The organism is Mesorhizobium sp. BH1-1-5 (assembly GCF_020165615.1).
Lineage (GTDB): Bacteria > Pseudomonadota > Alphaproteobacteria > Rhizobiales > Rhizobiaceae > Mesorhizobium.
Genome location: NZ_JAIUIM010000024.1, coordinates 58,809 through 72,313, shown reverse-complemented (window position 1 = coordinate 72,313; position 13,505 = coordinate 58,809). Strand labels below are relative to the sequence as shown.

Sequence of the window (13,505 nt, the reverse complement as noted above, 5' to 3'; positions counted from 1 at the left end):
GGTACGACGGACGAATGGCAGCCAAGACGATCATCAGCCGGCCCATTTACGGAACGCTCTCTCCGCAGCCCGGCAAGCATCACCTCTTCATCGCCGACGCCGAAGGCGCGCTCGCGATCACCGACATGGCCGGCAAGGCGCCGGCCGGCTTCTTCGATGGGGCCGAGATCGTCTTGATCCCGGGGCCCGAAGGCAACCACATCGCCGCCCTTGAGAAGCTGAATCCGGCTCAGCTCCATATAGCGCCGTCCTTTGCCAGCCTCTTACCGCGGCTGCGGCAAACGCTGACCAACGCCCATATGGGCCTGCGCCTCTATCTTGCCGGCACGGAAGGCCTGATCGGCCAGGCCATGCAGACCGCGCTCGAGGCCGGCATCGACCACACCTCCATGCAGACCGAGCATCGCGGCTCGCTGGCGCGGCGTATGCAATGCGTGCACTGCAAGGGCATCACCGAGAATGTCACGACGCAGCCCGCCACCTGTTCGCATTGCGGCCTGCTGCTTCTGGTGCGCGATCACTATTCGCGCCGGCTGGCCGCCTTCCAGGGGGTGTGCATCAACGCCGAGGATCGCTCCGATATCCCTCCGATGGAGGAGGCCTTCCCATGAGCACCGGCACCACCAAGCTCGATGTCGTCGTCAGCGACGTCGTTCCGGTCAACGATCTCGTCACCCGCTTCCATTTCCGCCGCCGCGACGGCGAGCTGCTGCCGACCTTTTCCGGCGGCGCTCATGTCGTGGTCGAGATGCGCGACGGCGACCGCACCAGGCTCAATCCCTATTCGCTGATGGGCTCGCCGCTCGACACGCGCGAATACACGATTTCCATACGCCGAGACGATGTCGGTCGTGGCGGCTCGCTCTTCATGCACCGCCAGGTCAAGCCCGGCCTGGAGATGGTGATCAGCTATCCGGTCAACCTGTTCTCGCTCGATCTGAGAGCCAAAAAACACCTGATGCTGGCCGGCGGCATCGGCATCACGCCCTTCATGGCGCAGACCTCGCAGCTCGCGGGGGCCGGCGGCAATTTCGAACTGCACTACACCTGCCGCACGGCCTCGCTCGGGACCTATGCCGATGTGCTGCGAGAGCGCTACGCCAACCGGGTCCGGCTCTATCACGACGACCGCGAGGAGCGCATCGACATCGAGCGGCTGTTGTCCTCGCAGCCGCTCGGCACGCATCTCTATGTCTGCGGTCCGGCCGGCATGATCAACTGGGTGCGTGACCGCGCAGCCAGCCTCGGCTGGCCATCCGAAACCGTGCATTTCGAGCATTTCGCGGCGCCCCAGCCCGGCGCGCCTTTCGATGTAACCTTGGCCGTCAGTGGCAAGACGATCCATGTCGGCGAGCAGCAGAGCCTGCTCGAGGCGATCGAGGCCGCCGGCGTCGACCCGCCTTATCTGTGCCGCGGCGGCGTCTGCGGCCAGTGCGAGACCAATGTGATCTCCTCCGACGGCAAGTTCATCCACAACGATCACTGGCTGAGCGAGGAAGACCACCGTTCCGGCTGCAAGATCATGCCTTGCGTCTCGCGCTTCGAGGGCAAGTCCCTGGTCCTGGAAAGATAGGAGGCGTCAATGGGCATCACCTTTCGCAAGGAAACGTTTCGCGACGATTTCACCTTCAAGAACAGCCCGGAGCACATCCGGCGCTTTCCGTTCCCGTTCAACGAAGATACCTACATGTATGCGGTCAATATCGAGCCGCATGTCGTCGGGCCGAAGGGCAGTGTGCTGGAAAACCTAATCGACGTCGACGAGCACTATGTCGCCGAGATGCAGGACCGCGCGCTGGTTCTGGCCGAGGATCCGCTGCGCTGCCAGTCGCTGCCGCATATGACTTTGGCCGGCTGGGATCTGCTGGAGCTTCTCATGGAGCAGCAGGCGCTCGGCTATCCCGAGCATTTCACGCTGGAGCGAAACGGCGACCGTTGGCGCTGGATCAACCGGCCGCTCGGCATCGACGATACCTTCACCTTCGGCGACACCTCGACGCTGCCCTATGGCCCGATGGAATACATCACCCGCCAGAGCCAGGGCGACTTCTGCATCCTCGATCAGCGCGACGGCAATCTGTGGATGGATGCCGGCATGGTCACCACTCAGGCCGACTGGTCGCTCGACTTCGACATCGGCATGAACTTCTTCGAATGGCACGCACCGGTGCCGCTGGCGCATGAGAAGGGCATCTTCACGCGGGCGTTGAAGTTCCTGACGAACATCCAGCAGGGCAAGCCGGCACGGCGCCTCAACTGGACTATGACCATCAATCCGCGCCTCGACACCAGCCCCGAGAATTATCACAAATGGGGTCCGGACCGCGCCACCGTCACGCCCGAGAATGTCGGCGACAAGGTGCATCTGCGCGTCGAGCTGCAAAGCTTCTGGCGGCTGCCGCGCTCCAACGGCATCGTCTTCCCGATCCGCTGCTACCTGATCAAGATGGACGAGCTGGTCACGCAGCCGAAATGGGCGCGCCGCCTGCACCGCGTCATCCGCGACCTGCCGGAAGAACTCGCCACCTACAAGGGCCTGACCCGGTATCGGCCGACGCTGGTGGAATGGCTGTCGAAGCTGGACGACGGCAGCCCGACGAGTGCGGGATTCGGGCCGGATTGACCTCTAAAGGCTTGGGTTCCTCGCCCCCGCTGGAGGCGGGGGAGAGGTGTCGCGAAGCGGACGGAGAGGGGGCCTTCGTAGGGCGCTCCCCTCTCCGTCTCGGCTTCGCCGAGCCACCTCTCCCCACTAATCGTGGGGCGAGGAACCAGAGCGTCTCACCCGGCGCTGTTCTGCGGATAGCAGATGATCGACAGATACCGCATCGGCAGCTGGGTCAGCTCTTCCGGTCCGTGCGGCGCGTCGGCGTCGAAGAACAGGCTGTCGCCCGGCTTCATCGGATAGAGGTTGTTGCCGTGCCGGTAAACGACCTCGCCCTCGAGCATGTAGAGGAACTCCATGCCCGCGTGCTGGAAGGTCGGGAACACGTCCGAATTCTCGGTCAGCGTGATGAGATAGGGTTCGACGACCACGCCGCTGGTGTTGGCGCCGATATGGCCCAGCAGATTGTACTGGTGGCCGGCGCGCGTGCCGCGCCGCTCGACATCGACGCCCTGGCCGGCCTTGACGAAGACAGCGCTGTGCTCTTCCTCGAAACGGCGGAAGAAGGCGGTCACCGGAACGCCCAACGCCCGCGACAGCGCCTGCAATGTCGTGAGCGACGGCGAGGTGATGCCGTTCTCGATCTTCGACAGCATGCCGAGCGAAATGTCGGTTGCCGCGGCGAGATCGGCGACGGTAATGCCGAGCTTCTTGCGGAAGGCGCGAACCTCATGGCCGATCGCCACTTCAAGCACCTTTTCGCGCGTGTCGCGGATGGCGTGCGGGTTCTGCATCAGCGGCGTGCGGATCGTGCGTCCGTCGGCCGAAACGCGCTTCGGCGGCACCTTGCCCTTCACTGCCGCATCGGTGGACCTGGTGCTGGAATTCTTGTTCGCCATGTCGCCCCCGACTCTCGCGGATTTATTTCACTCAAGGTGAACATAGTCGGTGGCGATGCAAGAGCGCAACCGCGACGGCAAGCCACTGTATGTCGCAGGGCGCACCTGCTTCAACGCGACCCCCTCCGCCTTTGCGCCGAAAACCGTTTCACGCAAACGCCGTTGCCGCAGATGTTTGTTGACAGTACCGAAGACCCAATTACTGTCACTGTCAGTGAAATTTGTTTCGCTGGGGAAATCAAAAAAGAGGAGGCCCGCAATGAAATCTCGTGTTGCCGTCATCGGCGCCGGACCGTCCGGTCTGGCGCAGCTGAGGGCCTTCAAATCGGCAGCCGACAAGGGCGCCGAGATCCCGGAAATCGTCTGCTTCGAAAAGCAGAGCGACTGGGGCGGCCTGTGGAACTACACATGGCGCACCGGTCTCGACGAGCATGGCGATCCGGTGCATGGCTCGATGTATCGCTATCTGTGGTCGAACGGTCCGAAGGAATGCCTCGAATTCGCCGACTACACATTCGAGGAGCATTTCGGCCGGCCGATCGCGTCCTATCCGCCGCGCGCCGTGCTGTGGGACTACATCAAAGGCCGCGTCGAGAAATCGGGCCTGCGCGACTGGGTGCGCTTCAACAGCCCGGTGCGCATGGTGACCTACTCCGACGAGACGAAGAAATTTACCGTCACCGCGCATGACCGCACCAAGGACGTGACCTACTCGGAAGAGTTCGACAACGTGGTCGTCGCTTCCGGCCATTTCTCGGTGCCCAACGTGCCCTTGTTCGAAGGCTTCCTGACCTTCAACGGCCGCATCCTGCACAGCCATGATTTCCGCGACGCCATGGAATTCAAGGGCAAGGACATATTGATCATCGGGCGTTCCTACTCGGCCGAGGATATCGGCTCGCAATGCTACAAATACGGCGCCAAATCGATCACCTCCAGCTACCGGTCAAAGCCGATGGGCTTCAAATGGCCGGAGAACTGGAAGGAAGTGCCGCTGCTGCAGAAGGTCGTCGGCAAGACGGCGCATTTCAAGGACGGCACCACCAAGGACGTCGACGCCATCATCCTGTGCACCGGCTATCTGCATTCTTTCCCTTTCCTCACCGATGACCTCAAGCTCAAGACCGCCAACCGCATGTGGCCGCTCGATCTCTATGAAGGCGTCGTCTGGGAGAAGAACCCGAAGCTTTTCTACATCGGCATGCAGGACCAGTTCTACACCTTCAACATGTTCGATGCGCAGGCTTGGTACGCGCGCGACGTCATCATGGGCCGCATCAAGCTGCCGTCCGCCGAGGCGATGGCCGAGCACGGCGCCAAGTGGCGCGCCCGCGAGGAGACGCTGGAGGACGCCGAGCAGATGATCTGGTTCCAGGGCGACTACACCAAGGAATTGATGGACCAGACCGACTATCCGGGCTTCGACGTCGAGGCGGTCAACCACACCTTCATGGAGTGGGAGCACCACAAGATGGAAAACATCATGACCTTCCGAGACAACGCCTACCGCTCGCTGATGACGGGAACCATGGCGCCGGTCCATCATACGCCCTGGCTGCAGGCGCTGGACGATTCCATGGAAAGCTATCTGGCGGTGAAGGGCGTGGCGGCCGAGTAGGACGGCACGCCTCGGCCCGCATTCGTTGAATCAGCAATGTGGGGTGTCTCTCGGGACACCCCACATTGGTTTACCAGACCACGTAGCCGCCATCGACGATCAGGTCGAGGCCGGTCACGAAGCTCGACGCGCGGCTGGCCAGGAACACGGTCGGCCCAATCATCTCCTCCGGCGCCGCCATGCGCCCCATCGGCGTGTCGCGCTTGAAGATTTTTATCTCCTCCGCCACTTCGGGACGCTTGTTCATTGGCGTCAGCGTGTAGCCCGGGCTGACGACATTGACGCGCAGGCCGCGGTCGGCCCACTCCATGGCCAGGCTCTTCGACATGTGGATGACGGCGGCTTTGGAGGAATTGTAATGCGCCTGTGTCAGCCCCCGGTTGACGATGGTGCCCGACATCGAGGCGATGTTGATGATCGAACCCCCGCGTCGAGGAAGCATGACGCGCGCTTCGGCCTGGCATGACAGGAACACGCCGGCGACATTGACGTCGTGCACCTTGCGCCATTTTTCCAGCGACATGGTCTCAGCCGCTTCCGAGCCGGCGATGCCGGCGTTGTTGACGGCGACGGTCAGTGCCCCGAGTTCAGCCTCGACGCGATCGACCGCCGCTGCGAGGTCGCTCTCTGAGGTCACCGTACCGGTCAGCGCCAACGCCTTGCGGCCAAGGGCCGTGATCCTGTGAGCGGTCTCTTCAAGCCCGCCCTTGGACGCATGGCCGAAACAGGCGACATCGGCGCCCGCTTCAGCCAGTCCGATCGCGATTGCCTGGCCGATGCCGCTGCCGGCACCGGTGACCAGCGCGACGTCTCCATCCAGCTTGAAAAGATCCATTGTTAGCCCTCCCTGACTTCCGGGAAGGTATGCGCTGAATTGTGCCTCGATCAAGCCGTCCTGATCTAGCTGGCAGGGCGCGCTTCGAGGTTCAGAAATACCCGTCCGACGCCGCCGTCGCTTCCTTCGGGATCTCCACCCCGTCGACCAGGATCTTGTCGACCAGCTCGTGATGGAAGCACACCAGCCCCTTGATCCGCTCGGCCTCATGCACCGGCTCGGGATAGTACCAGACGAGGTTCTCGTGCCGCTTCTTCGGCGTCGTCACGTGGTAGTAGTTGGACATGCCCTTGTAAGGGCAGCGCGAGATGTAGCGGCTCGGCGAAAACATATCGAGCCGCGTGTCCGAAATCGGTAGATAGTGGCGCACCGGATGCCCCGTCTCGAACAGGAACACGCCGCGCCGTGAATCGGCCACCTGCTCGCCGTCGAGGATCACCTGCACGCGCCGCGACGAGGGCAGGCAATCGACGCGGCGGAACGGGTCGCGGGCATGGACGAAGATCTCTTCGTCCTCTTCAAACCAGTGTGTCATCTTCGGCCAGTAGAAGGAGATGTAGTCGCCGATCGGCGGGCAGCCCTTGACCGGATCGAGGTAGCGCCAGGCGCCGTCCTCGACCAGCGTGATGCCGGTGTTGAGCGAGTAATGCGTGGCGACGCCCTTGAACGGGTCTTCCGTCGTCGTCCTGCTCGGCAGCAGGAACTCCTCGCGCACGTCGCTCATCGGGAAATAGTAGACGGGCAGATGGTCGCTCTCCTGGAACACCAGCGCCTTGGTGGTGTCGGCGACGATCATCGGCCCGACCTGCACGCGCAGCCGCTTGGGCGAGGGCATGGTGAAGGCGACATAGCCCGGCTCGAATTCATACTGCACGATCGTGTCGAGCACCGGGAAATGCGGCCCGCGGCCGCGCAGATGGGGCTTGCGAATGGTACTAGTCCTCTTCTCGTCGTTTGCCGCCGAGTTCTTCCGCGCAGCCGTGGTCATGACGCCACCGACACGCGATCGAGCAGCAGGCCGGCGGCGATCGGCGGCAGGCCGCTGACGTTCTTGCGCACCGGCACCAGGAGGTCCGGGAAATAGCTGAAGATCACCGGCGTCTCGTCGAGCAGCAGCTTCTGGATGTCGGAAGCGGCCTTGCGTTGGGCGTCGAGGTCGAGCGCCTTGAGATAGCTGTTGACCATCCCGTCATAGGTCGCATTCTTGAAATGCGCCGCGTTCCATGGACCGTCGCTGACCAGCGGGCTCTTGAGGAAGACGTTCGGCACGCTGCGGTGCGCGTAATCGGTGATGCCGAGTGGGCTGTCCAGCCAGTCCGATTGGCCGAACACCGCCTTGCCGTAATACTTGTCCTGGTCCTCGATGTTGAGCGAGATGCGGGCGCCGATCTCCTTGGCGAAGTTCTGGAACAGCTGTGCATAGCCGGGGATGTCGGAATAGCGCAGCGTCGTCAGCGTCATGTCGAAGCCGTTGGCCAGCCCCGCCGCCTCCATCAGCTGCTTGGCTTTGGCGATGTCCTGCGCGCGCTGCGGCACCGACTTGTCGGTGACCGGGAAAGCTGGCGCGAACGGGCTGTCATTGCCGGTCGCGGCCATGCCGCGGCAGAGACCGTCGACCAGTTGGGAACGGTCGATGCACAAGGCCAGCGCCTGGCGCACGCGCTTGTCGGTGAAGGGCGCCATGTCGCAGCGCATATGGAGCTGGCGATGCGCGGTGGACGCCACGCGCAGCACGGTGATGTCCGGATTGCCCAGCACCACCTGGCTGACGTCGAGCGGGACCGCGTCGAGCACATCGACTTCGCCCGCCTGCAGCGCGAGAATCCGAGGTTGCACGTCGGCATAGAATTTGAACTCGAGACGGCCGGGCAGCGCCTTCTCGCCCCAATAGTCGGGGTTGCGCACGAAGCTCGCGCCGACCTTCGGCGTGTAGCTTTCGAGCCGGAATGGCCCGGTGCCTTCGAAGGTCTTCTCGTAGTCGCCCTTGTAGCTCGCCGGCAGGATGACGGCGTTGTAATTGTCGATCGACACCGAATAGGGGAAGCTGCCGTTCGGCGCGTCGAGATGGAATTCGACGGTGTGGTCGTCGACCTTGCGCGTGCCGCCTTTCGACAGCAGGCCCTTGAACACCGACAGCGCGTTGGACGGGCCGCTCGGATCGGCAAGGCGATCGAAGGTCGCCACGACGTCGTCGGCTTTAAAATCCTCGCCATTGTGGAATTTCACGCCCTTGCGCAGCTTGAAGGTCCAGACACTGCCATCGGCATTGGGCGCCCAGCTTTCGGCCAGCACCGGCCTCAGCGTCAGGTCGGGCTGCGTCACGCATAGGAACTCGGACGTCTGGAAGGCGAGCTGGTAGCTGCCGCTGTCATAGAAGGTGACCGGGTCGATGGCGCCGCCGGGCACGGCGATGCCGGCGCGCACCGTGCCGCCGGGCTTGCCTTCGGCGCGCGCTTGCGGAGCGCCGAGGCCGATTGCCGAAGCGATGCCGCCCAGGAACGGCAGCGACAGGCCGAGCACGCTGCCATGGCGCAGGAATTCGCGCCGGCCGATCTTGCCGGCGAGCAATTCGTCGATAGCGGAATTTTCGATTGCGTTGAGGCTCTTGCGGGCGGCATCAATGGTCGTGAAATGCTTCAGCATGGCGGCATTCCTTGGCTGTCGTGGGGCTTTGACATTTAGGCCACTGTTGACCGCACCCGCAAAGCGATATTTTTTGATTGCAGCCATCGAAAATTTCGATGGCGGCAGGTTAGAGGGCAGGGATCATGGATACCGAAAATCTGCGCAGTTTCCTGGAAGTCGCGACGCATGGCAGCTTCACCGTTGCCGCCAATCGGCTGAACCTCGCCCAGTCCACCGTCAGCGCGCGCATTCGCGGCCTGGAGGAACAATTGGGGCGCAAGCTGTTCGTCCGCGACAGCGATGGCGTCACGCTGACGCCGGCCGGCCGGCAGTTCCTGCCGCATGCCTCGACGATCACCCGCACCTGGGAGCAGTCGCGGCAGGACATCGCCGTTCCCGATGGCTATGAAACGCTGCTGAGGCTTACCGCGCCCGCCTATCTCTGGGACAGCATCACCTCGCCCTGGATCGGCTGGATGCGGCAGAGGCGGCCGAATGTGGCGCTGCGGCTCGAAGGCAGTTTCCCGGACCTGGCGGTCGACCAGATCGCCGAGGGCCTGCTCGACATCTGCATCCTCTATCTGCCCAAGCCGCATCCCGGCATCGTCTATGAGACCTTGGCCGTCGATCAGGTGGTTCTCGTCCGGCACGCCGAACAGCCGGGGTCGTGGACCGATAACTATATCCTGATGGATTGGGGACTGGAGTTCCGCATCGAGCACGACCGCGCCTTTGCCGGCATCGTGACCCCCGCCATCTCGGCCGGGCTGGTGTTCATTGGGCTGCAGCATGTCCTGTCGCAGAAGGCGGCCGCCTACCTGCCGCTCAGCGCCGTAAGCGCGCATATCGAGCGCGGCGAGCTGAAACGCGTCGAGGGCACGCCCGTATTCCAGCGCCCGATCTACCTTGCCTATCCCGCGAATCCGGCGTCGTCCGATGCGCTCGACATTGCACTGAAAGGCCTGCGGATGCTGGTCAGGGATTGGTCGGATGCAAGCGGCTTTGCCGAGGGCGACCGCGCCCTCAGCATGGCGGATGCGCCCTTGTCTTGATTGCTGTTACGCCGGCTCCACGGTCTTCGGCCTCTGCAGGCTTGCCAGTTCGTCATAGGGAATATGGCAGCGGATGGTGTGGCCCGGCTCGGCTTCGGAAAGCTCGGGCTCCTTTGTCTCGCAGATGGCGCCGATCTTGCGTGGGCAGCGTGTGTGGAAGACGCAGCCCGTCGGTGGGTTGGCGGCACTTGGGATCTCGCCGTCGAGACGAATGCGCGAGCTCTCGGTGCGGTCGAGTTTGGGCACCGCCGACAGAAGCGCTTCGGTGTAGGGATGGTGCGGACCGGAGAAGACCGCTTCCGACGGCCCGAACTCCATGATACGGCCAAGATAGAGCACGGCGATCTTGTCGGAGAGATAGCGCACCACGCCGAGGTCGTGCGAGATGAAGATGTAGGAAACATCCTGCCTCGACTGCAGGTCGGCCAGAAGATTGAGGATCGCTGCCTGCACCGAGACGTCGAGCGCCGAGGTCGGCTCGTCGCACACCACGATGCGCGGATCGCCGGCAAAGGCACGCGCGATCGCCACGCGCTGCTTCAGCCCGCCCGACAGCTGCCGCGGCTTGACGGCCAGATGCCGGTCGGTGAGCCGCACCGAGCGGACCAGCTCTTCGAGGCGGCTGTCCAGCGTCTTGCCGCTGAGGCCTCCCAGCCGCTTCAGCGCACGGCTCAGGATGTGCCGGATCGAATGCGAACGGTTGAGCGCGGAGTCCGGATTCTGGAAGACGATCTGCACCGCCTTGACCTGGTCTTCCGAGCGGCTGGCAAGCCGCGGCGCGAGCTTCTTGCCCTCGAGCTCGATCGAGCCTCCGTCGTCCGGTGCGACGAGGCCAAGCAGCAGCCTGGCGAAGGTCGTCTTGCCGCTGCCGGATTCACCGACCAGCCCCAGTGTCTCGCCGGGTCTGAGGTTGACCGAGACGTCCTTGACGGCTCTGAGCGGACGGCCGTGACTGCCATAGGTCTTGTTCAGCCCTTCGACCTGCAGCACCGGCGGCGCCTGCTTGGGTGCTGCGGCAGCGATCTCGGCGGGCGTGGCGCGCGGCAGCGACTGCGCCTGATCGTGATAGTGGCAGCGCGACAGGCGGCCGTTGCCCAGCTCATAGAGCGGCGGCGGCTCGGCGCGGCAGCGTTCAGTGGCCAGCGCGCAGCGGTCGGCGAAGGCGCAGCCGGCGATATTGGCGCCGATGCCGGGCAGGAAGCCCGGGATGGTGTCGAGCCGGCCCTGGTCCTTGCGCTGGCCGCCGCGCGGCAGGCAGCGCAGCAGCGCCACCGTGTAGGGATGGCGCGGATCGTTGAAGACGTCCTTGGTCGAGCCTTCCTCGACCAGCATGCCGGCATAGAGCACACCGACGCGGTCGCACATGTTGGAGACCACCGCGAGGTTGTGGCTGATGAACAGGATCGAGGCCGACAGCTCGCGCCGCAACTGGCCGATCAGGTCGAGCACCTCGGCTTCAACCGTGGCGTCGAGGCCGGTGGTCGGCTCGTCGAGGATCAGCATCGAGGGATCGTTGGCCAAGGCCATGGCGATCGCCACCCGCTGCTGCATGCCGCCGGAGAGCTGATGCGGATAGCGCTGCATGACGCCGGCCGGATCGGAGATGCGCACCCGGTTCAGCATGGCGAGCGCCTTGTCCTCGGCCGCCTGCCCGGTGATGCCGGCGAGCTCGAAAATCTCGGTCAGCTGGCGGCCGATGCGCAGCGACGGGTTCAGCGCCTTGCCGGGGTCCTGATAGACCATCGACACGCTGTCGGCGCGCGCCCGTCTGAGCGCTTCGGCATCGAGCTTCATGACATTCTTGCCGTCGAGCGCGATCGAGCCGCCGGTGATGGAGCCGTTGCGCGGCAGATAGCGCACCACCGAGAGCGCGACGGTGGACTTGCCGCAGCCGGATTCGCCGACCAGCCCATAGGCTTCGCCGGCCTTGATGGTCAGGTTGACGTTGCGCAGCACCGCGCGGTTGCGGCGGCCGACGCGATAGGCGACCGAAAGGTCCTTCAGCTCAAGTGCGTTGGCGGCTTGGCCAGGCTCAGTCATTGAACGCTCCATGCACGCCGTCGGCCACCAGGTTGACGCCGATCACCAGCGAGGCGATGGCGAGCGCATCGAACAGCACCGTCCACCAGAAGCCGCCGCCGATCATGCCGTAATTGGAGGAGATCGACAGGCCCCAGTCGGGCGAGGGCGGCTGGATGCCGAAGCCCATGAAGGAGAGCGTGGCGACCGCGAAGATGGCGTAGCCCAGCCGCACCGTCGTCTCGACCAGGATCGGCGGGATGACATTGGGCAGGATCTCGACGAACATCGTGTGCAGCGCGCCTTCATGGCGCAGCTTTGCCGCCGCGACATAGTCGAGCTCGCGTTCGGCCAGCACGGCCGAGCGCACGGTGCGCGCGATGATCGGCGCGAAGGAGAGCCCGATGACGACGATGACGGTGATCTTGGAGGTGCCGAGCGCGACGATGGCGAGCAGCGCGATGATGACCACGGGGATCGCCATGAAGGCTTCCAGCACGCGGCTGACGATATCGTCGACGATGCCGCGGAAGTAGCCGATGACGAGGCCGAGCGCGGTGCCGGCAATGGTCGCAAGGATGGTGGCTAAAGGCGCCACGGTCAGGATATCGCGCGAGCCGACGATGACGCGCGAGAACACGTCGCGGCCGAGCTGGTCGGTGCCGAACCAGTGATCGGCCGCCGGCGGCGTCAGCGCGTTGATGATGTCGCTTGCCAGCGGATCGTAGGGAACGAAGTGCTGGCCAAACAGCGCGCAGACGACCCAGAACAACAGGATGAAAAGCCCGGTCAGGAAGGTGCCCGACCTAAGAAGCGAATGCAGCACCTCGCCCCAGGGGCTGCGCTGTTGGGTGTCGGGTGCGGCGGGCGCCGGCAGGCTGGCGGGGGTGTCTGTCGCGCTCATTGCTCTGCTCCCAGCCGGATGCGCGGATTGAGCACGGAATAGAGGAAGTCGGCGACCAAGGTCGCCACCGCATAGACGATGCCGATGGTCAGGATGCCGGCCTCGAGCATGGGAAAATCCTTGCCGCGCGCGGCGGTGAAGATCAGCGAGCCGATGCCCTGGTAGCGGAACAGCGTCTCGATGACGACCAGGCCGCCGATGAGATAGCCGGTCTGGGTGGCGATCACGGTGATGGTCGGCAGCAGCGCATTGCGCAGCACATGGCGCCAGATCACCGTGCGCCAGGGCAGGCCCTTGAGCACGGCGGTGCGCGTATAGTCGGAATCCAGCGCCTCGATCATGCCGGAGCGCGCCATGCGCGCGATATAGCCGAACAGCACCAAAAACAGCGGCAGCGAGGGCAGGATGAGGTAGTAGAGCTGGGTGAGGAAGCCGGCGCCTTTCGGCCAGGCGGCGGCGATCGGCAGCCAGCGCAGCCACACCCCGAAGATCAGGATCAGGATGATGCCGGTGACGAACTCGGGCAGCACCGTGACCGACAGGCCGCCGAGGCTGATGATGCGGTCGAGCGGCCGGTTGACATTGAGCGCGGCGATCACGCCGCCCAAGATGCCGATCGGCACCACCAGCACGAAGGCGACCAGCGCCAGCTTCATCGAGTTGCCCAAGGCATCCATGACGAAGGGCGCGACCGGCGCGCGGAAGACATAGGACGTGCCCATGTCGCCATGCAGGAAATTCCAGATCCAGCTTCCGTACTGCACAAGCAGCGGCCGGTCGACGCCGAGCGAATGGTTCAGCGCATCGACCGCGCGCTGGTCGGCGAACGGTCCCAGGATGGCCCGCCCGACATTGCCGGGCAACACCTGGCCGCCGAGGAACACCATCACGCTGAGCAGGAACAGCGTGATCAGCGACAGAGCCAGGCGCCGGGTGAGGAAAGCTAGAATG

12 protein-coding genes are annotated in these 13,505 nt (G+C 64.2%); 5 read left to right on the top strand and 7 right to left on the bottom strand.

Annotated elements, in window-relative coordinates:
- Positions 1–14 precede the first annotated feature (14 nt).
- From LB572_RS26585 to LB572_RS26575, 3 genes are read left to right on the top strand one after another with little or no spacing between them, the layout of a single operon-like run.
- Complete coding sequence (locus LB572_RS26585) at positions 15–611, top strand: dimethylamine monooxygenase subunit DmmA family protein (protein ID WP_224669827.1); 597 nt, start codon at positions 15–17, stop codon at positions 609–611.
- Positions 608–1,573 (top strand): PDR/VanB family oxidoreductase, encoded by a 966-nt coding sequence (locus tag LB572_RS26580; RefSeq protein WP_224669826.1) that lies wholly within the window; start codon positions 608–610, stop codon positions 1,571–1,573. The genes LB572_RS26585 and LB572_RS26580 overlap by 4 nt, the downstream gene beginning before the upstream one ends.
- A gap of 9 nt (positions 1,574–1,582) precedes the next feature.
- Positions 1,583–2,623, top strand: coding sequence for a heme-dependent oxidative N-demethylase family protein (locus LB572_RS26575; protein ID WP_224669825.1), 1,041 nt, complete (start codon positions 1,583–1,585; stop codon positions 2,621–2,623).
- Between the two features lie 155 nt (positions 2,624–2,778).
- Here the strand turns inward: LB572_RS26575 and LB572_RS26570 are convergent, their stop codons facing one another.
- Positions 2,779–3,501 carry a helix-turn-helix domain-containing protein gene (locus LB572_RS26570; protein WP_140801772.1) on the bottom strand — a complete coding sequence of 241 codons (723 nt, stop codon included), beginning with the start codon at positions 3,499–3,501 and terminating at the stop codon, positions 2,779–2,781.
- 259 nt (positions 3,502–3,760) lie between these two features.
- Here LB572_RS26570 and LB572_RS26565 point away from each other — a divergent pair, with 259 nt between their 5' ends.
- Positions 3,761–5,119: an NAD(P)-binding domain-containing protein gene (locus LB572_RS26565; protein ID WP_224669824.1), complete on the top strand. Its 1,359-nt coding sequence runs from the start codon at positions 3,761–3,763 to the stop codon at positions 5,117–5,119.
- A 70-nt stretch (positions 5,120–5,189) separates the two neighbouring features.
- Here the strand turns inward: LB572_RS26565 and LB572_RS26560 are convergent, their stop codons facing one another.
- From LB572_RS26560 to LB572_RS26550, 3 genes are all read right to left on the bottom strand, one after another.
- Positions 5,190–5,954 (bottom strand): SDR family oxidoreductase, encoded by a 765-nt coding sequence (locus tag LB572_RS26560; RefSeq protein ID WP_224669823.1) that lies wholly within the window; start codon positions 5,952–5,954, stop codon positions 5,190–5,192.
- Between the two features lie 91 nt (positions 5,955–6,045).
- Complete coding sequence (locus tag LB572_RS26555; RefSeq protein ID WP_224669822.1) at positions 6,046–6,942, bottom strand: DUF427 domain-containing protein; 897 nt, start codon at positions 6,940–6,942, stop codon at positions 6,046–6,048.
- Positions 6,939–8,597, bottom strand: a complete 1,659-nt coding sequence (locus LB572_RS26550) for an ABC transporter substrate-binding protein (protein ID WP_224669821.1) — start codon at positions 8,595–8,597, stop codon at positions 6,939–6,941. Before LB572_RS26550 ends, LB572_RS26555 begins: the two co-directional genes overlap by 4 nt.
- Positions 8,598–8,722: 125 nt before the next feature.
- On the opposite strand from LB572_RS26550, the gene LB572_RS26545 reads away from it, so the two are divergent.
- On the top strand, positions 8,723–9,631 hold the full coding sequence (locus tag LB572_RS26545; RefSeq protein ID WP_224669820.1) for a LysR family transcriptional regulator: 909 nt from the start codon (positions 8,723–8,725) through the stop codon (positions 9,629–9,631).
- 6 nt (positions 9,632–9,637) lie between these two features.
- Here the strand turns inward: LB572_RS26545 and LB572_RS26540 are convergent, their stop codons facing one another.
- Genes LB572_RS26540 through LB572_RS26530 form a run of 3 tightly spaced genes read right to left on the bottom strand, consistent with a single transcriptional unit; the run spans position 9,638 to position 13,504 of the window.
- Positions 9,638–11,671 (bottom strand): ABC transporter ATP-binding protein, encoded by a 2,034-nt coding sequence (locus tag LB572_RS26540; RefSeq protein WP_224669819.1) that lies wholly within the window; start codon positions 11,669–11,671, stop codon positions 9,638–9,640.
- The gene (locus tag LB572_RS26535; protein WP_140801765.1) at positions 11,664–12,554 is read right to left on the bottom strand and encodes an ABC transporter permease; all 891 of its coding nucleotides are present in this window, start codon (positions 12,552–12,554) and stop codon (positions 11,664–11,666) included. The genes LB572_RS26540 and LB572_RS26535 overlap by 8 nt, the downstream gene beginning before the upstream one ends.
- Positions 12,551–13,504 (bottom strand): ABC transporter permease, encoded by a 954-nt coding sequence (locus tag LB572_RS26530; protein ID WP_224669843.1) that lies wholly within the window; start codon positions 13,502–13,504, stop codon positions 12,551–12,553. The genes LB572_RS26535 and LB572_RS26530 overlap by 4 nt, the downstream gene beginning before the upstream one ends.
- Between the last annotated feature and the right edge of the window lies 1 nt (position 13,505).

Bases quoted from the DNA above. Each gene is read 5' to 3' on its own strand.
- LB572_RS26585 (WP_224669827.1), top strand. From the start codon at position 15: ATGGCAGCCAAGACGATCATCAGCCGGCCCATTTACGGAACGCTCTCT.
- LB572_RS26580 (WP_224669826.1), top strand. From the start codon at position 608: ATGAGCACCGGCACCACCAAGCTCGATGTCGTCGTCAGCGACGTCGTT.
- LB572_RS26575 (WP_224669825.1), top strand. From the start codon at position 1,583: ATGGGCATCACCTTTCGCAAGGAAACGTTTCGCGACGATTTCACCTTC.
- LB572_RS26570 (WP_140801772.1), bottom strand. From the start codon at position 3,501: ATGGCGAACAAGAATTCCAGCACCAGGTCCACCGATGCGGCAGTGAAG.
- LB572_RS26565 (WP_224669824.1), top strand. From the start codon at position 3,761: ATGAAATCTCGTGTTGCCGTCATCGGCGCCGGACCGTCCGGTCTGGCG.
- LB572_RS26560 (WP_224669823.1), bottom strand. From the start codon at position 5,954: ATGGATCTTTTCAAGCTGGATGGAGACGTCGCGCTGGTCACCGGTGCC.
- LB572_RS26555 (WP_224669822.1), bottom strand. From the start codon at position 6,942: ATGACCACGGCTGCGCGGAAGAACTCGGCGGCAAACGACGAGAAGAGG.
- LB572_RS26550 (WP_224669821.1), bottom strand. From the start codon at position 8,597: ATGCTGAAGCATTTCACGACCATTGATGCCGCCCGCAAGAGCCTCAAC.
- LB572_RS26545 (WP_224669820.1), top strand. From the start codon at position 8,723: ATGGATACCGAAAATCTGCGCAGTTTCCTGGAAGTCGCGACGCATGGC.
- LB572_RS26540 (WP_224669819.1), bottom strand. From the start codon at position 11,671: ATGACTGAGCCTGGCCAAGCCGCCAACGCACTTGAGCTGAAGGACCTT.
- LB572_RS26535 (WP_140801765.1), bottom strand. From the start codon at position 12,554: ATGAGCGCGACAGACACCCCCGCCAGCCTGCCGGCGCCCGCCGCACCC.